We start from the raw sequence: 22,321 nt of genomic DNA on the forward strand, positions 1-22,321 counted from the left end.
GCGGAGGGGTTTCGCGACCGGCACCCCAACGGCTATCGACCACCGGCGGTCAGCGCCGCGAGGGTCATTGCCCGCATGACCGCGCGCGAGCGCGCCGCCCGCGCCGATTTGGTGTCGGCCGACTTCATGCTGTGCGGCGTGGAGTTCAGCAACCCGAACGCGGCGTGCGCCATCAGCCGCGCGTCGGCTTCGGCGAGATCGGGATTCAACTCGCGCAGCACGCCCACCCAGATCTCGACGTACTGCCGCTGCGCGCGGCGTACCTGCCGTTCGGCGGCCGCGGGCAGGTGCGCGAGGTCACGGTCCTGAATCCTGATGAGATCGGGTTCGCCGAGGGCGAAATCGAGGTGGAAATCGATCAACCCGTCCAGGGTCGCTGCCGCGTCGACACCGCGGTCCTGTACGGCGCGCGCACCGGCGAGCAGGCCGGCGCTGATGCCCACCAGCAACTCGACCAACAGCGACTCCTTGTTGGGGAAGTGCCGGTAGATGGCGGGACCGCTGACGCCGGCGGCAGCGCCGATGTCTTCCAGCCGCACCGCGAGGAATCCGCGCTCGGCGAACAACCGTTCGGCGGCCGACAAAAGTTGTTGGCGCCGATCGGACTTCAACTGGCTGCGTCGATTTGGCGGCTCCGGCTGCCCGGGTTCGCTGTCCGGGGCGGACGCTGGCATGACGGCCTCCTGGACATGTCGGTTAATCGTCACTAACGTAGCACCCGATCACCGGCCGGAGGAACCGTGGCAACCACCGAAGCCGCAGAACCCGAACCGCTTTCCTACGAACGCGGTCCGGATACTCCCGCGTTGCTGGAGACGACCATCGGCGCGAATCTTGCGGACACCGCAGCGGTGTTCGGAACCCGCGAGGCACTCGTCGATGTCGCGGCGGGCCGGCGGTGGAGCTACACCGAGTTCGTCGCCGACGTGCGCCGGTTGGCGACCGGGCTGTTGCGGGCCGGCATCGGCCCGGGCGACCGGGTCGGTGTCTGGGCGCCCAACCGGTGGGAATGGGTCCTTGTCCAATACGCCACCGCCGAGATCGGGGCGATCCTGGTGACCATCAACCCCGCCTACCGTGCGCGCGAATTGCTATACGCGCTGCAGCAATCCGGCGTTGCGATGGTGATCGCCGCCGCCGGGTTCAAGGATGCCGACTACCTGTCGATGCTGAACGAGGTCAGGCCGGACTGTGGTGCGCTGCGCGACGTGGTCATCATGAGCACCGGTCGCTGGGACGAGTTGGCCACCACGCCTGCCGATCTGACCGCACCAGCGGCCGCGACACCGCGGCCCGCCGATCCGATCAACATCCAATACACCTCCGGCACAACGGGTTACCCGAAAGGTGTCACGCTCAGTCATCGCAACATCCTCAACAACGGCTTCCTGGTGGGGGAGTTGCTCGAGTACACCGAACATGACCGGATCTGCATCCCGGTGCCGTTCTACCACTGCTTCGGCATGGTCATGGGCAACCTCGCGGCGACCAGCCACGGTGCCTGCATGGTGATCCCGGCGCCGGGCTTCGATCCCGCGGCGACCCTGCGCGCGGTGCAGGCCGAACGCTGCACGAGCCTGTACGGGGTGCCGACGATGTTCATCGCCGAACTCGGCCTGCCCGACTTCGCCGACTACCGGCTGGACAGCCTTCGCACCGGGATCATGGCGGGCGCCCCCTGCCCCGTTGAAGTGATGCGTCAGGTGATCGAGCGCATGCACATGCCCGGTGTCTTGATCTGCTACGGGATGACCGAGACGAGTCCCGTATCGACTCAGACCCGCACCGACGACACGCTGGAGCGACGCGTCGGCACCGTCGGGCGCGTCGGTCCGCATCTGGAAGTCAAAGTGGTGGAACCCGATACCGGCCGGACGCTGCCCCGTGGCGTGTCCGGTGAGTTCTGTACCCGCGGCTATTCGGTGATGTCGGGGTACTGGAACGACGAGGCGAAGACGGCGGAGGTGATCGACGCCGACGGCTGGATGCACACCGGAGACCTGGCCGCGATGGACGACTGCGGCTACGTGCAGATCACCGGTCGCATCAAGGACATCATCATGCGCGGCGGCGAGAACATCTCGCCGCGCGAGATCGAGGAATTCCTGCATACCCATCCCGACATCGCCGACGTCCACGTCATCGGGGTGCCGGACGAACGCTACGGCGAGGAGATCATGGCGGTCGTCAGGCTCCGCGACGAGGCGGCGGAGTTGACCATGGATGCGCTGCGGGAGTTTTGTGCCGGCCGCATCGCCCGGTTCAAGATCCCGCGGTACCTGCGACTCGTCGCGGAGTTCCCGATGACGGTGACCGGCAAGGTTCGCAAAGTCGAGATGCGTCAGGCGGCGATCGAGTGGCTCGCCGGCGGTCCATAGCCGCTGCTGAGCGGCCCACCCACCCTGGACGCGCCCGGTCAGGAATGGTATTCTCACTGCCTGAGTTAATGATTATTAACTGAAATCGGAGGCTCTGCGACACATGGACAAGGTGGTGGCGACCGCTGCGGAGGCGGTCGCGGACATAACCGACGGCTCCTCCCTGGCCGTCGGGGGATTCGGGCTGTGTGGCATCCCGGAAGCCTTGATATCGGCGCTGGCCGACCTCGGAGTCACCGATCTGGAGACGGTGTCCAACAACTGCGGAGTCGACGGGATCGGACTGGGAGTGCTCTTGCAGCACAAGAGAATCCGCCGCACCGTCTCGTCCTACGTGGGCGAAAACAAGGAATTCGCACGCCAATTCCTGTCCGGTGAACTGGAAGTGGAGCTGACCCCGCAGGGCACCCTGGCCGAGCGGCTGCGGGCCGGCGGGATGGGCATTCCCGCCTTCTACACCCCGGCAGGGGTGGGCACCCAGATCGCCGACGGCGGGCTGCCGTGGCGCTACGACGCCTCGGGGGAGGTGGCGATCGTGTCGCCGCCCAAGGAGACCCGCGAGTTCGACGGCGTCACCTACGTTCTCGAGCGGGGAATCCGCACCGATTTCGCTCTGGTGCACGCCTGGAAGGGCGACCGGCACGGCAACCTGGTGTACCGCTACGCCGCCGGCAACTTCAACCCTGAATGCGCACCCGCCGGCCGGATCACCATCGCCGAGGTCGAACACCTCGTCGAGCCCGGTGAGATCGATCCGGCCACCGTGCACACGCCGGGTGTTTTCGTGCAGCGTGTGGTGCACGTGCCTGATCCGGAGAAGCGAATCGAGAAGGAGACGGTGCGGTGAGGGCTGCCGGTTTGGCCGAGCGTGAGGCTGGCCGCACGCTCGGCGACGAATGTGAAGCTGGCCGCACACTCGCGGGGGAAAGGGGCAAGCTGTGACCTGGACGAGGGACGACATGGCGGCTCGCATCGCCTCCGAGTTCACCGAGGGTCAGTACGTCAACCTGGGCATCGGTATGCCCACGCTGATCCCCAACCACATCCCAGACGGAGTGCATGTCGTCCTGCACTCGGAGAACGGGATCCTCGGCGTCGGGCCCTACCCGAAACGGGAGGACGTCGACGCCGATTTGATCAACGCCGGCAAGGAGACGGTGACCGTCCTGCCCGGCGCGTCGTTCTTCGGGTCCTCCACCTCATTCGGGATCATCCGCGGCGGCCACCTCGACGTGGCTGTCCTTGGCGCCATGCAGGTTTCGGTCACCGGCGACCTCGCCAACTGGATGATCCCGGGCAAGATGGTCAAGGGGATGGGCGGCGCGATGGACCTGGTGCACGGCGCCCGCAAGGTGATCGTGATGATGGAGCACGCCGCCAAGGACGGTAGCCCGAAGATCCTGGAGCGCTGCACCCTGCCGTTGACCGGCGTGGGCTGTGTCAACCGGATCGTCACCGAGTTGGCCGTCATCGACGTCCGCGACAACGGCCTGCATCTCATCGAGACCGCCCCGGACGTCTCGGTTGACGAAGTAACTGCTAAAACCCAGCCGCCGCTTATTCTTTCGGACCTGGTGGCGCGGTGACGACGATCGCACCGACTTTCGCCGACGAACATCGCCGATTGGTCGCCGACCTCAACGAGAAGCTGGCCGCGGCCGCCCTCGGCGGTAACGAGCGCGCCCGCGAGCGCCATGTCAGCCGCGGCAAACTGTTGCCGCGCGAACGGGTGGACCGCCTGCTCGACCCGGGCAGCCCGTTCCTCGAACTCGGCGCGCTGGCCGCCAACGGCATGTATGGCGACGAGTCTCCGGGCGCGGGAATCATCACCGGGATCGGGCGGGTGTCGGGGCGCGAGTGCGTCATCGTCGCCAACGACGCCACCGTCAAGGGCGGCACCTACTACCCGATGACGGTCAAGAAGCACCTGCGCGCGCAGGAGGTCGCCCTGCAGAACCTGCTGCCGTGCATCTACCTCGTCGACTCCGGCGGCGCCTTCCTGCCCCGCCAGGACGAGGTCTTTCCCGACCGCGAGCACTTCGGCCGGATCTTCTACAACCAGGCGACCATGAGCGGCAAGGGAATTCCGCAAGTCGCTGCGGTTCTCGGGTCGTGCACGGCGGGTGGCGCGTATGTGCCGGCGATGAGCGACGAGGCCGTCATCGTCCGCGAGCAGGGCACGATCTTCCTCGGTGGCCCACCCCTGGTGAAGGCGGCCACCGGCGAGATCGTCACGGCTGAAGAACTCGGCGGCGGGGATCTGCACTCGCGGGTGTCCGGCGTCACCGACCATCTTGCCGAGGATGACGAGGACGCGCTGCGGATCGTCCGTTCGATCGCGGCAACGTTCGGACCGCGGGAGCCGGCGCAGTGGGACATCGCGTCGACGGTGGACGCCACATTCGACCAGACCGACCTCTACAGCGTGGTGCCCCCGGATCCGCGGGTGCCCTACGACGTTCACGAGGTGATCGTGCGCCTGGTCGACGGCGGCGAGTTCAGCGAGTTCAAGGCCAATTACGGCAAGACACTGGTGACCGCCTTCGCGCACGTCCACGGCCACCCGGTGGGCATCATCGCCAACAATGGCGTGCTCTTCAGCGAATCCGCGGTCAAGGGAGCGCATTTCATCGAGCTGTGCGACAAGCGCCGGATCCCGCTGCTGTTCCTGCAGAACATCGCCGGGTTCATGGTGGGCCGCGACTACGAGGCCGGCGGCATCGCCAAGCACGGCGCGAAGATGGTGACGGCGGTGGCGTGTGCGCGAGTCCCGAAGCTGACCGTGGTGATCGGCGGATCCTATGGCGCGGGCAACTATTCGATGTGCGGACGGGCGTACTCGCCGCGATTCCTGTGGATGTGGCCGAACGCGCGCATCTCGGTGATGGGCGGCGAACAGGCCGCCTCGGTGCTGGCCACCGTGCGCGGTGAACAGCTTTCCGCCTCCGGCAAGCCCTGGTCGACCGAGGAGGAAGAGGCGTTCAAAGCGCCGATCCGCGAGCAGTATGAGGACCAGGGCAATCCCTACTATTCGACCGCCCGTCTGTGGGACGACGGCATCATCGACCCTGCCGATACCAGAACGGTTGTCGGGCTCGCGCTTTCGGTGTGCGCCCATGCCCCGCTGGAATCGGTCTCCTACGGCGTCTTCCGGATGTGACATGTTTGACACTGTCTTAGTGGCCAACCGCGGCGAGATCGCGGTGCGGGTGATCCGCACGCTGCGCCGGCTGGGTATCCGCTCGGTCGCCGTCTACAGCGACCCCGACGCCGATGCGCGGCACGTGCAGGAGGCCGACACCGCGGTGCGGCTGGGACCTGCGGCGGCCCGCGAAAGTTACCTCGACATCGCCAAGGTGATCGACGCCGCGACGCGCACCGGGGCGCAGGCGATTCATCCCGGCTACGGATTCCTCTCGGAGAACGCGGAATTCGCTGCGGCGTGTGACCGTGCCGGGGTGGTGTTCCTGGGGCCTCCCGCGCACGCGATCGAAGTGATGGGCGACAAGATCGCCGCCAAGAACGCCGTCGCCGCGTTCGAGGTGCCGGTGGTGCCCGGGATCGCGCGACCGGGACTGACCGACGACGAGCTCATCGCGGCGGCCGGCGACGTGGGATACCCGGTGCTGGTGAAGCCCTCGGCCGGAGGCGGCGGCAAAGGCATGCGGATGGTCGAGGAACCCGCCCGGTTGCGAGATGCACTGGTGAGCGCGCGGCGCGAGGCCGCCTCGGCTTTCGGTGACGACACGCTGTTCCTCGAACGTTTTGTGTTGCGGCCCAGGCACATCGAGGTGCAGGTGCTCGCCGACACGCACGGTAACGTGGTGCATCTCGGCGAGCGCGAATGCAGCCTGCAACGGCGCCACCAGAAGGTGATCGAGGAGGCGCCCTCGCCGTTGCTGGATGCGGCGACGCGCGAGCGGATCGGCGCCGCCGCGTGCAACACCGCCCGCAGCGTCGACTACGTCGGCGCCGGCACCGTCGAGTTCATCGTGTCCGCCGCACGCCCCGACGAGTTCTTCTTCATGGAGATGAACACCCGGTTGCAGGTGGAACACCCGGTCACCGAGGCGGTCACCGGGCTCGATCTCGTCGAGTGGCAGCTACGAGTGGCCGCCGGCGAGAAGCTCGCGTTCGCCCAGGACGACATCGAACTGCGCGGGCATGCGATCGAAGCCCGGGTGTACGCCGAGGATCCGGCGCGCGGGTTCCTGCCCACCGGGGGCCGGGTACTACAGGTCGTCGAGCCGTCCGGACCCGGTGTGCGCGTGGACTCTTCGCTGTTGGCCGACACCGTGGTCGGCAGCGACTACGACCCGATGCTGAGCAAGGTGATCGCGCACGGCAGTGACCGGACGCAGGCGCTGGCACGGCTCGATCAGGCACTGTCGCGAACCGCGGTGCTCGGTGTGCAGACCAACGTCGAGTTTCTGCGGTTCCTGCTGGCCGACGAACGGGTGCAGGCCGGCGACCTCGACACCGCCCTGCTCGACGAGCGACTGGAGGACTTCGAACCGCTGGCGGCGCCTGACGATGTGTTTGCCGCGGGTGGTCTGTATGTCCAGTGGGCTCTACAGCGGCGCGCACGCGGCAACCTGTGGGCCGCCCCGACCGGATGGCGGATCGGAGCCGCCGCCGCGCCGGTGCGCACCGCGATGCGCACTCCGCAGCGCACCGAGACCGTCTCTGTGTGGGGCCTGCCGGATGCGGCCGAGGTGCAGGTCGGCGAGGGTGAAACCGTAACTGCCAGTGCACAGATCGCGCCGGGGCGCATGAGCGTTGCGCTGAACGGCGTGCGCCGGGACTACCGTTGGGCCGAAGCCGGCCGGCACCTGTGGATCGCCGACGAGCGTGGCACCTGGCATATCCGGGAGGCTGAGGAACACCGGATCCACCGTGCGGCAGGCGAGCGCCCCGCAGAGGTCGTCAGCCCCATGCCCGGCAGTGTCATTGCGGTACAGGCGGATTCGGGCACCGAGGTTTCGGAGGGCGACGTGGTGGTGGTCGTCGAGGCGATGAAGATGGAGCACTCGCTGGCGGCACCGGTCTCCGGGCAGGTGGAGGTACTGGTGTCGGTCGGCGACCAGGTGACCGTCGATCAGGTCTTGGCCCGGCTGGTCCCGGGCACAGCAACAGAAGGCAAGGAATAGCGAATCATGACGACAACGATTCCCGCAGGGACCATCCCCAAGGAATACGAGGACCTCCGCGACACGGTGGCCGACTTCGCGCGCACCGTCGTGGCGCCGGTCTCGGCCAAACACGATGAGGAGCACAGCTTCCCGTACGAGGTCGTCGCCAAGATGGGGGAGATGGGCCTGTTCGGCCTGCCCTTCCCGGAAGAGTACGGCGGCATGGGCGGCGACTACTTCGCGCTGTCGCTGGCGCTCGAGGAACTCGGCAAGGTCGACCAGTCGGTGGCCATCACCCTGGAGGCGGGCGTCGGTCTGGGTGCCATGCCGATCTTCCGCTTCGGTACCGAGGAACAGAAGCAGCAGTGGCTGCCCGATCTGCTTGCCGGACGGGCGCTGGCCGGGTTCGGGCTCACCGAACCGGGCGCCGGCTCCGACGCCGGCAGCACGCGCACCACAGCGCGCCTCGAGGGTGGCGAATGGATCGTCAACGGCAGCAAGCAGTTCATCACCAACTCCGGCACCGATATCACCTCACTGGTCACCGTCACCGCCGTCACCGGAACCATCGCGGACGGCAAGAAGGAGATCTCGACCATCATCGTGCCCAACGGCACACCGGGATTCATCGTCGAGCCGACCTACAACAAGGTTGGCTGGAACGCCTCGGACACCCATCCGCTGACCTTCGACGACGCGCGGGTGCCCGAGGAGAATCTGCTGGGCACCCGCGGCAAGGGCTACGCCAACTTCCTGTCGATCCTCGACGAGGGCCGCATCGCGATCGCCGCACTGGCCACCGGGGTGGCACAAGGCTGCGTGGACGAGAGCGTCAAATACGCCAACGAGCGGCAGTCCTTCGGCCAGCCGATCAGCTCCTACCAGGCGATCAGCTTCAAGATCGCGCGCATGGAAGCGCGCGCACACGTCGCGCGCACCGCGTACTACGACGCGGCGGCAAAGATGCTGGCCGGCAAGCCTTTCAAGAAGGAGGCGGCCATCGCCAAGATGATCTCCTCGGAGGCGGCGATGGACAACGCCCGCGACGCCACCCAGATTCACGGCGGCTACGGATTCATGAATGAGTACCCGGTCGCCCGTCACTACCGGGACAGCAAGATTCTGGAGATCGGCGAGGGCACCACGGAGGTGCAGTTGATGCTGATCGCCCGCTCGCTGGGGCTGTCGTGACGGCGGAGACACCCGCCGAGCGTGAATCCGGCGACGCTGCACCGGCGAGTCGCGTCGCAGATTCCACAGTCGGCGCGCAGGGCCCCAAGCGAGTCGTCCAGCGCGGCCTGTGGTTCGAAGAGTTCGAGGTGGGGACGATCTATCTGCACCGGCCCGGGCGCACCGTGACCGAGGCCGACAACGTGCTCTTCACCACGCTCACCATGAACACCCAATCGCTGCATCTCGATGCGGCGTGGGCCGCCGACCAACCGGGCTTTCGCGGTGAGCGGCTGGTCAATTCGATGTTCACGCTCTCCACGCTGGTCGGGCTGTCCGTCGCGCAGCTGACGCTGGGCACCATCGTCGCGAATCTCGGCTTCTCGGAAGTGTCGTTCCCCAAGCCGATGTTTCACGGCGACACGCTGTACGCCGAGACCGTGTGCACCAACAAGCGGGAGTCGAAAAGCCGCCCGGGCGAAGGCATCGTGACGCTGGAGCACACCGGGCGCAACCAGCACGGCGATGTCGTGGCAAAAGCGGTGCGCACGACGCTCGTGCAGAAGCGCCCCGCCGGGGAGGCCTGATGAGTCTGCGTGCCGCCGGGCCGGGATGGTTGTTCTGCCCGGCCGATCGTCCCGAACGTTTCGCGAAGGCGGCCGCGGCCGCCGACGTGGTGATCCTGGACCTGGAAGACGGTGTCTCGGCGGCGGAGAAAGCGGCCGCACGCCAGGCATTGCGGGACACCCCGCTGGACCCGGAGCGCACGGTCGTGCGGATCAACGCCGCCGGCACCGATGACCAGGCCCGCGATCTGGAAGCCTTGGCGCACACCGCGTACACGACGGTGATGCTGCCCAAGACCGAGTCGGCGGCTCAGGTAGCGGCGCTTGCGCCGCGCGACGTGATCGCTCTGGTGGAGACCGCGCGGGGTGCCTTGTTCGCTGCCGAGATCGCGGCGGCCGAGCGCACCGTCGGGATGATGTGGGGTGCGGAGGATCTGATCGCCACCCTGGGCGGCAGCTCCAGCCGGCGCGCGGACGGCACCTATCGCGATGTGGCGCGCCATGTCCGCTCCACAATTCTGTTGGCGGCCAGTGCGTTTGACCGCTTGGCGCTCGATGCCGTGCATCTGGACATCCGGGATGTGGAAGGCCTGCAGACGGAGGCGGTCGATGCCGTGGCGGTCGGATTCGACGTAACCGTGTGCATCCACCCCAGCCAGGTGGACGTGGTGCGCAGGGCGTACCGGCCTAGCGACGAAACCCTGGACTGGGCACGCCGGGTACTGCTGGCGGCCAAGACGGAGCGCGGGGTGTTCGCGTTCGAGGGGCAGATGGTGGACTCACCGGTGCTGCGGCATGCGGAGGCGATGCTGCGGCGGGCGGGGGAGCCCCTTTCAGACGCCGGCTGATCGGGACCCCCGCAGAGCGAAACACCGAAACCTCAAATATTTCTCGTTCCGAAGGCACGCACATTCGGCATACGATGCTGGCTGTCTGTGTTCTCGGCGGTTGCCGTTGCACGCCGGGTGTCCTGTTCGGGTGAGGAGATCGGGCATGTCTTTTGTGACGGTCGTATCGGAGTCGGTGGCGGCGGTGGCGACCGACCTGGCAAATGTCGGTTCGGCTGTCAACGCGGCCAGTGCGGCGGCGGCAGCCTCGACCACGGGAGTGGTGGCTGCGGGCGCGGACGAGGTATCCGGCGCCATTGCGGCGGTCTTCGGCGCACACGCCCAGGGGTACCAGACCCTCAGTCGACAGGCCGCCGCCTTTCACGCGCAGTTCGTGCGGGCACTGAGTACCGGTGCGGACCTGTATGCGGCGGCCGAAGCAGCCAACGTGTCACCTCTGCAGGCGCTGGAGCAGGGTGTGGCCGGCATCGTCAACGCGCCGACTCAGCTGCTGCTCGGACGTCCGCTGATCGGAAACGGTGCCGACGGGACGGCGCCGGGGCAGGCCGGCGGGCCGGGCGGGCTGTTGTTCGGCAACGGCGGGAACGGCGCGCCCGGCGCCTTCGGCCAGCCGGGAGGTGCCGGCGGCGCCGCCGGGTTGTTGGGCAACGGCGGTGCGGGCGGGGCCGGCGGTGCCGGCGCGGCCGGCGGTGCGGGCGGATCCGGCGGATGGTTGTACGGCAATGGCGGTCCGGGCGGGACCGGCGGCGTCGGGGTGGCCGGCGTCAATGGCGGGATGGGAGCGGCCGGGGGCACCGGCGGAAATGCCGGCTTGATCGGCGCCGGAGGCAACGGTGGCACCGGCGGCGTCGGCGCCGCCGGAACCGCAGGCAACCCAACTCCCGGCCCCGCGGCCGGTGCCGGCATCAGCCCCCCGGATGTCAGCGGCCCGGGCAGCCGGACCGGTTCTGTTGGCGGCACCGGCGACGCCGGGGCTGGCCTGACTCCTACCGGCGGTGCGGGTGGCGACGGCGCGAGCGCGACATCCACGTCTGGAACAGCCTGGTCACCACGGGCGGCGCCGGGGGCAATGGCGGTGTCTCGATCGCGGGCGGAGCCGGCGCTGACGGCGGTGCCGGGGGTGACGCGACGATAACCAGTGTGAACGGCACCGCTATCGGCGGTAACGGAGGCAACGGGTCCGCGGGGGTGGCCCCGGGCAGCAGCGGCGGCGACGGTGGCGCCGGGGGCAACGCACTCACCGCCTCCGGCGTCGGTGCCACCAGGGGAGGAAGCGGCGGCTCCGGGGCCGGCGGCGTGACCGGCGTTTCCGGCGGAAACGGCGGTGCCGGCGGCGCGGGCGGCGCCGGAGGGAGCGGAGGCACCCTGTTCGGTAATGGCGGCAACGGCGGCGTAGGTGGTGCGGGCGGTGCCGGTGGCAACGGCGCCGCCGGGGGCGGCGGTGGCCTCGGCGGCAACGCCGGAAACGCGACCGTCAACAGCACCAGCAGTTCCTCGGGTATCACGGCAACCGGCGGAGCCGGTGGCGCCGGCGGCGACGGAGGCAACGGCGGGAACGGTGGCAACGGCGGGGCAGGCGGTGTGGGTGGCAATGGCGGTGCGGCCGTAGGGCTGTTCGGCAGCGGTGGCAACGGCGGGAGTGCCGGTGCCGGGGGGATCGGCGGGTTGGGCGCTGCCGGAGGGGCGGGTGGTGACGCCGGCACCGGCGGCAAAGCAGTCGGCGTGCCAGGGGTAACCACCTTCGGTGGTGCCGGTGGCGCAGGTGGTGATGCCGGCAACGGCGGCGACGGCGGGAACGGTGGTGCCGGCGGTATTCCCGGTGGAGTGGGCGGACGTGGCGGGCTCCTGGGCGGTGCTGCCGGCACCGGCGGGGCGGCTGGATCGGGTGGTGCCGGCGGCACAGGCGGTGGCGCCGGCACGGTCGGCGCCGGCGGTGCGAGTGGCAGCGGGGGAGTCACACCTCCGTCTGGCCCTAACGGCAACCCGGGCAACCAGGGCGCGAACGGAACAGCCGGGTAGTGGGGCTTCGCGCGCCACTGGGGTGCCATCAAGCCGCCCGGGGCGCTCCGGGGCAGGCCGGCTGCCTACAGATTCCGGGGGCTCAGCAGCGGACTTGGCGGACCCGATCGCCGACGTCGATCGCCGCTTCGGGCCGGACCGGCTGCGCGTCGGACTTGGCGGTCGCGATCTTCTCGCGAACGAAAGTCGTTTCGGCGAACTCGTTTTCGAGCATTCTGCTGAGTGACTCGTCGCTGAAGTCGAAGGTCCCGACCTCCCCTGCGGCGCTCAGCGAGTACATGCTCATCGCCGGGTAGGCAACCAGTGCGGGAGTCGACGTGCGGAAGGTCACCGCACGCGAGAATTTCGGTTGCACGTCAACGACTTTGACGCGCAGCTTTTCGGCGGGCAGTTCGCCGATCACCTCACCCGTCTCGGGGTCGAGAATCGGATCACCCCCGTCTGCCAGTACCGCGAAGACCATATCCGGCCGTATACCGTGCACCGCGCCGCGATTGAGGATCACGGTGTACTGGTCTTCCACCCGCGCGACGCTGCCGCTGATGAACTCGCCGTCAGTCGCGGCCCGGGTCACCGAAGAGCCGCGGGTTTCCCCGGCGGCCTGGACCGCGCGTGCCGAATCCCACTGCCGTGGCCGGACTTCCGAAACACCGAGGGACAATTCGGTCGCGGTCCTGGCGCGCACTATCTCGATCAGCGCACCCTCGTCACCGCCGCTCTCGAGGTGAGTCTGCGCCGCGGAAAGACGTTCGTCGACGTAGTGGACCGTTTTCCGCAATTGCAAGGTGGTATGGACCGCCGTCTGAGTGGCTCGGATCAGGTGCTGATCGAGTCCTTGCCCGACGTGCCAGCGCGTGCCGTAGACGCCGATGGCGATACAGAGTCCGGGAACGAAAGCGATGACACACGCCTGTCCGATCGGATTGGCCGGAAACGCCAGCGCTCCAAAGATACTCGCCGCGGCAAGTCCGCTGAGCAGGGCGAGCTTCTGTAGCGGAGTGGGTTTGATCTCACCGAGGCGCGCGAGGCGCCTGCCCAATCGGGCCAGCCACCGGCCCAGCTGGGTCAGCCACCGACCGAGGTGAGTCAGCCCGGTGGCCAGGTGTCCCGGCAGGGCAGCGAACAACATTTTCCATGTTGTCTTTACCGGCCTGTTCGCCGTGGGTGCGGGCGCCGGCGCTGCCGCGGGAGGTGGTCCGGCGGGCGCCGATTGTTCGGATGCGCCGGAGACTTCTGAGGGTGTTTCGCCGTCAGCCACCTCGTCATCATCCCACTGAGAGGGCCGAACCGGGGTACTGGACGCGGCGCAGTTCGGCGGCCACGGCGTGACGATAGAGAGAATGCGCGCCCGCAATGCCCGGCCGCGAAGCGAAGTCGCCAGGGCCTGGATCCCGCGTGCGCGATCGATGGTCTGCGCATGCGGACCACAACGACGCACGCGGCATCCCGGCCTCTCGCGAGCGCAACCCGAACGCGCATGTTCCAGCGCTGTAATGGTTTTGAATTTTAGGGTCCCCCGACCCCTGAGTTTGGGTCCCCCGACCCTGAAATGAACACTAACGGCTCTTGTCTGCGGCCGCAGGGGATTCGCGAAATTCAATAAAGATCGCGCCGAGACGAACTCGCTACCGGCCACTCCAGCGCAGCACATCCAGTGCCACGGCTACGTTGACACTGCTCTGGGCAAGGGGCCGCGGCAGCAGTTCGTCGGCGCGCGCCAAGCGGCGCAACAGGGTGTTGCGATGGGTGTAGAGCCGCGCCGCCGCACGCGATGCGTTGCACTGCTCGTGGACGAAAATACGCACGTATTCCTGTAGTTCGCTTCCTGCCGTCTCCAGGTCGCCGAGCGCGTGGTGGATGAACTTGGTAGTGCGGTCGGTATCGGCGGTGATCAACGCCACCAGTTCCACGTCGGCGAAAAGCGCGACGCGCTGCGGCGATTGCAGTCGCGCCATCATCTGTTGCGTCGTGATGGCGTCGAAGTGGCTGCGGCGGAACCCGTCTATTCCCTCGGCGCACGGGCCGATGGCGACGCGGATGTCGGAATCGATCGAATGGCTCAGCGCGGCAGTGTCAATCGACCTGGCCGGCACCCACACCCAACGAGTTGCGGCGCTGGCGAGGATGGTCAGCGGCCGAACTCCCGCGGCGTGGCCGAGCGCCTCTGCGGCCGCATCGAGCCGGGCCATATCGCCGGCAGGGTCGTCACTCCAGATGACCGCCGCGGTGTGCGGCCCGGTCAGCGCATAGCCCAGCCGGGCCTCGGCACGCTTGCGGGTGATCGGGGCCCCCTCGAGGATCAGGGCGACGGTCTCGCGTCGCTCGGCGTGGGTCCCGCGGGTGAGGTCGTCGAGCTCCTGGTCGATCTGCTCGGCGATGCCCGCGAGCGTGCCCTCGATGAAGGCGCTGATCGACCGGGAACACACGTCCAGAAGTTCGTGCAGTTCGGCCGGATCCGAGGTCAGTTCGAAGGCGATCTCCATCAGGCGCCGCCACGCCACGCCTTCGCCCACCCGGTAGGCATCCAGCGTGAAAGCCGTCAGGCCGCGGCGCGCCACCTCGCGCGCGATGTTGATCGGCTCGGGACCGGTGTTCGGCGGCACCGGCGCCCCGGGGTCGCGCACATTGGCCGCTCCCCAGAAGTACAGGTTGGCCCGATTGCTCCGGCTCACCGCCGCGGCCAGTTCCGGATCGGCGGCGATCGCGGGACTGGCGGCAAGCACCTCGGCGTCGAGTTCGTCGAGCCATTCGGCCCGGGGATTGACGCTGATCTGCGCGCACTGCCGAATCAGTTCCCTGACCGGCTCCGACGGGAGTTTCCAAACCATTTAGCCACAGTAAATTGGTGGTGCACTTTGCACCACAGAACCGGTCAGATTGGGCAGATCTTATCTTGGGCCGTTCGGTGCAAGCGGTCACGATGGAACACAACAGTTCACTCTTGTCAGGAGTCGAGACCATGTCCTACACAGCCGTAGACACCACCATCGAGCATGTCGATGTGCTCATCATCGGGGCCGGCATCTCCGGTATCGGCGCCGCCTACTACCTGCAGCGCGAGCACCCCGGGCGCAGCTACGCGATCCTGGAGGCACGCGAGGCCACCGGCGGTACCTGGGACCTGTTCCGCTACCCCGGAATTCGCTCCGACTCCGACCTGCACACCTTCGGCTACGAGTTCAAGCCATGGCGCGATGAGGACGCGATCGCGACCGCCGACAAGATCCTCGCCTACCTGCGGGAGACGGCCGCCGAGAACGGCATCGACCGCAAGATCCGGTTCCACCACAAGGTGCACGGGGCGTCCTGGTCGAGCGCCGACGCCCGCTGGGTCGTCGACATCGAGCAGACCGACACCGGGACGCGGACCCAGATCAGCGCCAACTGGCTGTTCTGCGCCGGCGGCTACTACCGCTACGACGAGGGCTACACGCCACACTTCGAGGGTCGCGAGCGTTTCACCGGCCAGATCGTGCACCCGCAGCACTGGCCCGAGGACCTGGACTACACCGGCAAGAAGGTGGTCATCATCGGCAGCGGCGCCACCGCTGTCACCCTGTTGCCGGCGATGGCCGGGCGCGCCGGACACGTCACCATGCTGCAACGCTCGCCGACGTACATCATGCCGGTGCCGTCGAAGGACGTCATTGCCAACACGGCGCAGAAGGTGTTCGGCGGCAAGCGCGGTTATGCCCTGGCCCGCCGCAAGAACATCCTCCAGCAGCGCGCGGTATACGAGTTCTGCCAGAAGTATCCGACCGTGGCCAGGAAGGTCATCCGGTACCTCAACGCCAAGCAGCTGCCGGAGAACTACCCGGTCGACGAACACTTCAGCCCGACCTACAACCCGTGGGACCAGCGGCTGTGCGCGGTGCCGGACTCCGACCTGTTCAAGGCGATCAAGAACGGCAGCGCGTCGGTGGTCACCGATCGCATCGCAACGTTCACCGAAAAGGGCATTCTGCTGGAGTCCGGACGCGAACTCGACGCCGACATCATCGTCACCGCAACGGGTTTGAACCTGCAGGCGTTCGGGGGCATTTCCCTCACCGTCGACGGCGAGCCGGTCAACATGCCCGATCACGTCGCCTACAAGGGCATGATGCTCTCCGACGTGCCGAACTTCGCGTACGCCATCGGCTACACCAATTCCTCGTGGACGCTGAAGGTCGGCTTGTTGTGCGAGCACCTGTGCCGACTGCTGACGTACATGGACGCCCACGGCTACGACACCGCACGCCCGGTCCTCGACGACCCGGGCATGCCGACCCGTCCGTTGCTGGACTTCGGGGCCGGGTACGTCCAGCGCGCGGTTGATCAACTGCCCCGCCAGGGCGCCGGGCAGCCATGGCTGACGTCGATGAGCTACTACACCGACGTCAAGTCGCTGCGCGACGGCGACGTCGTCGACCCGGCCCTGAAGCTGACCAGTTCGGCCGACCTGCCCAGCCGCGTGGTCGTTCCGGCCTGAGCGGGGTGTCGCCGTTGCCGCTGCGGGCGGTGCCGCCCCAGACCGGGTTTCTGGGATTGCTGGACGCGGTCGGCGACCCCCTTCGTCGCCGCGGATAGATCTACTACGGCGCCAGCAAGGTTCCGCCCAGCGCCTGTCCGAGGATGCTGATCAGGCCCGCTGTTGCGCCGATGGGACCCACCGGTATCGCGGGAATGCTCAGACTGCCGCCGGCGAAGTCGTCCGGTGGGTAGAAGCTCAGCTCCAATCCCACTGCGTTGAGCAGAGAACCGCCCGTGCCGTAATACATCGGACCGCTGGCGCCACTGACGACCTGGCCCGGGCTGAACAGGCCACCGAAGGCCAGGCTGACGCCGTCGAGTTGTTCGCCGCCCGCGGAGCCGGACGTGACGAACGGGTTGACGGCCGGCGCCAAGGCATCCAGGTTCAGGGTCGCGCCGTTGAAGAACGCGTCGACGACGTTCGCGGGTGTGTCGAGGAGATGGCCGAGCGCCGCGGTCGGAGATCCTCCGGTGAGGTCGGCGAACACACTGCCGGCGCTATTCCACAGCGCGACAGCGGGACTGACGAAGGGTCCCACGGCGCCGAGCAGTACGCCGCTCGCCGGAGACGCCGCGAAGTTGGTGAGACCGGCTACCAATGCGGTCTCCAGACTCGACGTTCCCGTCTGGAAATCACCGAGTCCGGCCAGCCCCGTGTACAACTCGACGTGGACGTCATTGAGTGGGACCACCGTCGGTGCGGGAGGAACTGCCCCGGGATTGGTTGCCTGAGTGATACCGCCGAGCGTGTGCTGAACGACGGCCGATGCGACATCCTGGGGTGCGCCGACCAGGAATACCGACTGTGCGGCGGTCTGGATGTTGCCGAAAAACGCGGCGGGATTGGTGGCCAGCTGGCGGAGCCCCGTCGAGACACCGCCGAAGAGCGTGCTGACGCCAGCCTGGAATGCGCCCAGTGCCGACTGGGCATTGCGGGTTGTGGTGCCAAGGACCTGAGTCCAGCGAGACAGGGGGTCAATGTCGGAAGCCGCCGCCAGCGCGCCGCCCGGCGTGTGCAGGCTGACCGGGCCGGATAGCAGCTGCGCGGCATTGGCGATCTCGGCGTCGGCGTAGTCCACAGCGCTGGCGCTCACCAGCTGAACGAATCGGGCATGAAAAGCCTCGGCCTGCGCGTCGATGGCCCGGAAGTCCCTGCCGAAGTCGCTGAACATCGTAGCCAGCGCCGTCGAGATCTCGTCCTGCGCTGCAGCGGCAATCCCGATCGTCGGGCCCGAGATAACGTCGGCGACGCCGTCGAGGGAGGAGCGAATCGCCGCCAGGTTCTCAGCGGCCCCCAATACCAGCTCAGGCGTTGCAATCACTGATGACATACCCAGCCTCCCCGGCCGCCAGACTCCGGTGGCATTCCGCTCAGAGCAACTGAGCAGTCCCGCGAACGTCAAAGTCTGTTGACGCTCAATGCCAGCTCCACGCAGGTGAACGGTACTGCATGTCATTTGCAAGTATCAAGCAAATGATTTGCAAGTAGCCGCGGCGACGATGAAAGTATCGCCTGCCGCGCGATCCGGGTGACCCTAGTGATCGTGTTGTACGGCGCTCGAGTCAGACGGCGCGTTCTCTGACGGTGCGCGCCAGGTCGATACCGTTGATCCTTGGTAGCACTGGTATCTGGGCCAACGCGGCCCCAAGCAGGATGGCGCCCGCTACCACCAGTGGTGTGGTCGCCTGCATCTCGAGTCGTAGGTGGTACCCACCGCTGTGATAGGTGGAAAGCAGTCGGTCAGCCAGCAGCGGGCCGCCCACGATTCCGAAGGGGAGCGCGATCACGGCCACGCCGAAATTTTCCGCCGCGATCACCCGGGAGAGCATGCCCGCCCCCATGCCCTGGGCGTGCAGCGCGCCGATTTCGGTGAGGCGCTCGGAGATGTTGGCGGACATCGCGTTGTAGAGCATGGCGGCGGCCATTACCGCCGCGAAGACGAGCATCAGAGTGACCAGGGTGTCGTAGAGACTGAAGGTTTTCCGCATCGTCGACGCCAGCGCCGTCGTCGATCGGTACGCCACCACTCCCGGTGTCGCCGCTATCCGGTCACCCGCCACGCGCTCCTGGGTTCCGGGTTTGAACTGGACCAGAATCCCGTTGAGGGGCAATGAATCCGCCTGCGCGCGAAGCTGATCGAGGGACATGTAAACGACCGGGGAAAAAGGCTCGTCGACGAATCCGGCCACGCGTTCGGTGAGTCGAACCCCCGACTGCGCGACAACCACTTCGATGCGGTCACCCAGCTGCACTGAGAGTAAGTCGCGCAAGCCGACACCCAGCAACACGCCGTCGCCGGTGAGTCGATCGGCCCCCGACTCGGCGGGGAAATCGTGCATGCGACTGTGCGGCATCAGCCCGATCAGCATCGTTTGGTAACGGCGATCGCCCGCCGAAGCGGTGATGCCGTAGCTGGCGTAGAGCTCGGCCGCCGCCACGTCGGGGTCGACTCGCACCTCGTCGAACACCGCATCGGCTGAGCCGGACACCACGACCTGACCGTCTTCACGTTCGATCTGGCCGAACTGCCGGTCGACCATGCCGGGGACGGTGTCACGCATTCCCGCGAACACCATGACCAGAATGGCCGAGACTGCCACCCCGGTCGCGGTGAATGCGGTTCGGCGGCGATTACGGGAGAGGGCCCGCAGCATCATCCGCCAGCGCGCCGGGATGCGTCGCGCCGCGGGCGCCACGCGTTCGGCGATGCTGCGACGCCCACGGCTCACGGGGGGTGCTACCCGCATGGCCTCGGCCGGCTGCATCCTGGCAGCGGCATTTGCCGGAGCGGCCGCGGCCAGCAAGGCAACGGCTGCGGCGGTGACGGCGGCGAGTAGATAGGTCGTCGCATGCACCGACGTCAGGTGCATGGGGAGCGCGATGGCCTCGGTGTATTTGGCCGTGATCCACTGCCCCAGCAGGTAGCCACCGAACAGTCCTGGCGGCAATCCCATTGCGGCACAGGCGAGGCCGTAACCGAGGTAATGGCGCCGCACGACGTTTGGGGCGACTCCATTGGCGATCAGGGTGCCGATGACGGCGCGCTGGGCCGAGACGATCCGTGCGAGCAGGACGTAGGTGCCGAGTGCGACAGCGGAAAGGAAAAGCCACGGCAGGATTCCGGCAAGGCTCCCGAATTGTTTGACATCGTCGCGCAGCGTGTGGAACGACGGTTGCTCGTCGCGAGGAAGAAATCGCAGCCCGGTCCTATCTACGAGCTCGCCGACGGCGGTGGTCAGTGCTCCGGCTGCGCCGCGGTCACGTGCGTAGACCACGACTTGTTCGACGGGCTGCGGCAGATCGCGCGTGAGGTCTTCGTCTGGGAGGAACACCACGCCGAAATCCTCCGGCGTGGTCAAGATCTCCTGGGGCGAGCGCGCCGGCCAGAGATACTCGCTGGACAGCGCCGAGCCCGCTACGGGAACAGATTTCCAACCCTGCCGGTCCAAAACGTCGACAGAGTCGCCTGGGCGCAGGTGGTAGTGGTCGGCCACATGCTGCTCAAGCACCAACTGTCCGGCCTTCGGCAGGCTGCCGGCTTGCAGATCGAGCAGTGACACGGCCGGTTGCCGGGAGTCAGGGACGCCCACGGCACGGCCATAAAGCGTATGCCCGTTGATCCGGATGCCGATGTCGGCTTGATGCCGCAGCTCCACCATCGGATCTCCCGGCATCGCTGTCAGGGTGTCGCGCAGGTTCGCGGCGCCAGGACCGGAGAGGATCGCATCAGGCAACTTCTGCGCCGAATAGGACCGCTCGAAGGATTGGTCGAGATTTCGGTACCCGTCGGTGGCGGCGACGAAAATGGCCACGCCAATCGCCATGACTACGGCGATCGCGGCAAAACGCCAACGGTCGCGCCATACGTCGCGACGCAGCTTTCTGCGCAGCGTACGGCTCACCAGTCCAATTCCGATGCGCTGACTGCGTTCGCGTTGGTCTGCGACTTGCTGATGGCTCCCGAATGGAGCCACAGCACCCGGTCTGCCATCCGGGCGATCTCCGAATTGTGGGTCACCACGATGACCGTTTGCCGCCCGTTGCGAGCCAAGCCGGCCAACACGTCCAACACCTGACGTCCGGTGGCCACGTCGAGGCTTCCGGTCGGTTCATCACACAACAACAGAGGCGGCTGCTTGACGATGGCTCGGGCAATCGCCACCCGCTGCTGCTGCCCGCCGGAAAGCTGCGCGGGGAAACGATCCGCGGCGGCACCGAGTCCGACACGTTCCAACGCCGACCGACTGCGTGATCTCGCGTCCGGTCCGGTCAACTCGGCCAGGAGTTCCACGTTCTCGAGCGCTGTCAGCGTGGGCACCAAGTTGAAGAATTGGAAGACGAATCCCACCAGATCGCGGCGATACTGGGCACGTAGCTTGCGGGTGAGCCCTCCGACGTCTCGGCCGTCGACCTCCAGCCGCCCCTGCGAGGGCTGGTCAATGCCGCCAATGATGTTGAGCAGCGTGGTCTTTCCCGATCCTGACGGGCCTAGGAGTACCACGAGCTCGCCCGGCCGGATTTCCAGGTTCAGGTCACGAAGCGCCACGACCTCGTTGGGTTCAGATCCGTAGGTCTTGCTGATGGCGGTCAAACGCAGTGCAGGTGGTTCGCCTGATTTCCGGTCCGAGGCTGTGCTGCCGACGTCTGACTCCGCGCTCATGTCCTCACTAACTCGTTGCGAACCGTGTGCGACGGGCACATCTTTTCAGGTGCCTGATGACAAGTCCACCTGCGGTGTGTGCCGTTCGGCCTTCTCAGTCAGCGATGCCGGCCATGAGAAGCGCTCACCGCGGGCGCATCACGCCGATGAGAGGGTGCACTTGTTCGAAGGTCATATCGTGCGCTTCAGCCTCGTTCGCGAGTGCGGTCAGACCGACGGTGTGCCACGTGTAGTTCGACGTGAACTCTCGCACGACGGCATCGTCCTCCCGAACCACGTAACGCATGGTCCACAGTTCTGCGTCCGCGCCGGCCGCTTCCCCGGAAATGAGAATCTCGTTGCGCCGGTTGCCCACTCGCTGCTGGGCGATCATCAGCTCCGGAACCTGCATGGGCTGCTCTAGGGCCATGACCTCGACGAGAACCGGCGCGCGCGGCGTTAGGCGTGGTCGCAGGTTCTCCCAGAAGTACTGGCGCGCTTGCGGATCCAGGAATCCGATCACCCCAAACAGTACTGCGGCACCGATGCGGTCCGGGAGATCGAACTGCTCGGCGGTCTCGGCGTAGACCGTTACGCGGGCTGCCACGTCGGCCCGGCTCAGAATGCGTGACATCAGCACGGCGCGCATCGCCGGCGAGGGCTCGACGGCGTGGATGGAAACCCCGGGCACCGCGTCGGCGATCGCCATCGTCGAAAGGCCAGTGCCGGAACCGATGTCGACAATCGGATCAGTGATATCGCCGGAGTCGGACAGGGCGGAGACCAGCACGGCGCGCTTCGGCTCCCAGTGCGGCAGTGCCATGACCTCATAGAACTCCGCCGACTGTGCGTAGGAGTCAACGCTGCCCTTGGCGATCGTGGATGAGTCGGTGCCATGCGTCATTGTCAGCCCCGTTCGATAATGACAATCATCTTCATTAAGGCTACCGTAACATGACCGGTTTCCATCCACGCGAGAAGGATCCACCCACGGCCCCGACAGATTCATTTGCTTGCCGAAGTGATCGGACTGGCGGGGTGGCGAACCGATTGCGC

16 protein-coding genes and 1 pseudogene are annotated in these 22,321 nt (G+C 67.2%); 10 read left to right on the plus strand and 7 right to left on the minus strand.

The genetic code is table 11. The features are described 5' to 3' along the window. Window positions 1-32 precede the first annotated feature (32 nt). Window positions 33-674 carry a TetR/AcrR family transcriptional regulator gene (locus QXH22_RS15470; RefSeq protein WP_306244718.1) on the minus strand — a complete coding sequence of 214 codons (642 nt, stop codon included), beginning with the start codon at window positions 672-674 and terminating at the stop codon, window positions 33-35. A gap of 66 nt (window positions 675-740) precedes the next feature. Here QXH22_RS15470 and QXH22_RS15475 point away from each other — a divergent pair, with 66 nt between their 5' ends. The 9 genes and pseudogenes from QXH22_RS15475 to QXH22_RS30480 all read left to right on the plus strand — a co-directional run bounded on the left by QXH22_RS15475 (window position 741) and on the right by QXH22_RS30480 (window position 12,113). After that, a complete protein-coding gene (locus tag QXH22_RS15475) occupies window positions 741-2,378 on the plus strand; it encodes an AMP-binding protein (RefSeq protein ID WP_306276211.1) in 1,638 nt (545 codons plus the stop codon). Window positions 2,379-2,481: 103 nt separating this feature from the next. Beyond that, the gene (locus tag QXH22_RS15480; RefSeq protein ID WP_306244716.1) at window positions 2,482-3,225 is read left to right on the plus strand and encodes a CoA transferase subunit A; all 744 of its coding nucleotides are present in this window, start codon (window positions 2,482-2,484) and stop codon (window positions 3,223-3,225) included. A gap of 91 nt (window positions 3,226-3,316) precedes the next feature. Continuing rightward, a complete protein-coding gene (locus QXH22_RS15485; protein WP_306276212.1) occupies window positions 3,317-3,964 on the plus strand; it encodes a CoA transferase subunit B in 648 nt (215 codons plus the stop codon). Next, window positions 3,961-5,538 (plus strand): carboxyl transferase domain-containing protein, encoded by a 1,578-nt coding sequence (locus QXH22_RS15490; protein WP_306276213.1) that lies wholly within the window; start codon window positions 3,961-3,963, stop codon window positions 5,536-5,538. Before QXH22_RS15485 ends, QXH22_RS15490 begins: the two co-directional genes overlap by 4 nt. A gap of 1 nt (window position 5,539) precedes the next feature. After that, the gene (locus QXH22_RS15495) at window positions 5,540-7,528 is read left to right on the plus strand and encodes an acetyl/propionyl/methylcrotonyl-CoA carboxylase subunit alpha (RefSeq protein WP_306276214.1); all 1,989 of its coding nucleotides are present in this window, start codon (window positions 5,540-5,542) and stop codon (window positions 7,526-7,528) included. A 6-nt stretch (window positions 7,529-7,534) separates the two neighbouring features. Continuing rightward, entirely contained in the window at window positions 7,535-8,701 is a 1,167-nt protein-coding gene (locus QXH22_RS15500; protein ID WP_306244709.1) for an acyl-CoA dehydrogenase family protein, read from the plus strand. Then, window positions 8,698-9,267 (plus strand): MaoC family dehydratase, encoded by a 570-nt coding sequence (locus QXH22_RS15505; protein ID WP_306276215.1) that lies wholly within the window; start codon window positions 8,698-8,700, stop codon window positions 9,265-9,267. The genes QXH22_RS15500 and QXH22_RS15505 overlap by 4 nt, the downstream gene beginning before the upstream one ends. Continuing rightward, a complete protein-coding gene (locus QXH22_RS15510) occupies window positions 9,267-10,094 on the plus strand; it encodes a CoA ester lyase (RefSeq protein WP_306276216.1) in 828 nt (275 codons plus the stop codon). Before QXH22_RS15505 ends, QXH22_RS15510 begins: the two co-directional genes overlap by 1 nt. A 145-nt stretch (window positions 10,095-10,239) precedes the next feature. Beyond that, a pseudogene (locus tag QXH22_RS30480) lies at window positions 10,240-12,113 on the plus strand (PE family protein). Between the two features lie 82 nt (window positions 12,114-12,195). On the opposite strand, the gene QXH22_RS15525 reads toward QXH22_RS30480, so the two are convergent. Next, a complete protein-coding gene (locus tag QXH22_RS15525; RefSeq protein WP_306276217.1) occupies window positions 12,196-13,242 on the minus strand; it encodes a hypothetical protein in 1,047 nt (348 codons plus the stop codon). A 496-nt stretch (window positions 13,243-13,738) separates the two neighbouring features. Then, window positions 13,739-14,941, minus strand: coding sequence for a CdaR family transcriptional regulator (locus QXH22_RS15530; protein ID WP_306276218.1), 1,203 nt, complete (start codon window positions 14,939-14,941; stop codon window positions 13,739-13,741). A gap of 131 nt (window positions 14,942-15,072) precedes the next feature. Between QXH22_RS15530 and QXH22_RS15535 the strand changes: the two genes are divergently transcribed. Next, window positions 15,073-16,584, plus strand: coding sequence for an NAD(P)/FAD-dependent oxidoreductase (locus QXH22_RS15535; RefSeq protein ID WP_306276220.1), 1,512 nt, complete (start codon window positions 15,073-15,075; stop codon window positions 16,582-16,584). 103 nt (window positions 16,585-16,687) lie between these two features. On the opposite strand, the gene gjpA is transcribed toward QXH22_RS15535, so the two are convergent. The 4 genes from gjpA to QXH22_RS15555 all read right to left on the minus strand — a co-directional run bounded on the left by gjpA (window position 16,688) and on the right by QXH22_RS15555 (window position 22,088). Beyond that, window positions 16,688-17,956 (minus strand): outer membrane porin GjpA, encoded by a 1,269-nt coding sequence (gene gjpA, locus QXH22_RS15540; protein WP_306276221.1) that lies wholly within the window; start codon window positions 17,954-17,956, stop codon window positions 16,688-16,690. 232 nt (window positions 17,957-18,188) lie between these two features. Then, on the minus strand, window positions 18,189-20,528 hold the full coding sequence (locus tag QXH22_RS15545; protein WP_306276222.1) for an FtsX-like permease family protein: 2,340 nt from the start codon (window positions 20,526-20,528) through the stop codon (window positions 18,189-18,191). Then, a complete protein-coding gene (locus QXH22_RS15550; RefSeq protein ID WP_306276223.1) occupies window positions 20,525-21,286 on the minus strand; it encodes an ABC transporter ATP-binding protein in 762 nt (253 codons plus the stop codon). Before QXH22_RS15550 ends, QXH22_RS15545 begins: the two co-directional genes overlap by 4 nt. 124 nt (window positions 21,287-21,410) lie before the next feature. Beyond that, a complete protein-coding gene (locus QXH22_RS15555) occupies window positions 21,411-22,088 on the minus strand; it encodes a trans-aconitate 2-methyltransferase (RefSeq protein WP_306276224.1) in 678 nt (225 codons plus the stop codon). Window positions 22,089-22,321: the final 233 nt, after the last annotated feature.

Origin of the sequence: Mycobacterium sp. TY814 (genome assembly GCF_030755175.1) — a bacterium.
GTDB lineage: Bacteria > Actinomycetota > Actinomycetes > Mycobacteriales > Mycobacteriaceae > Mycobacterium.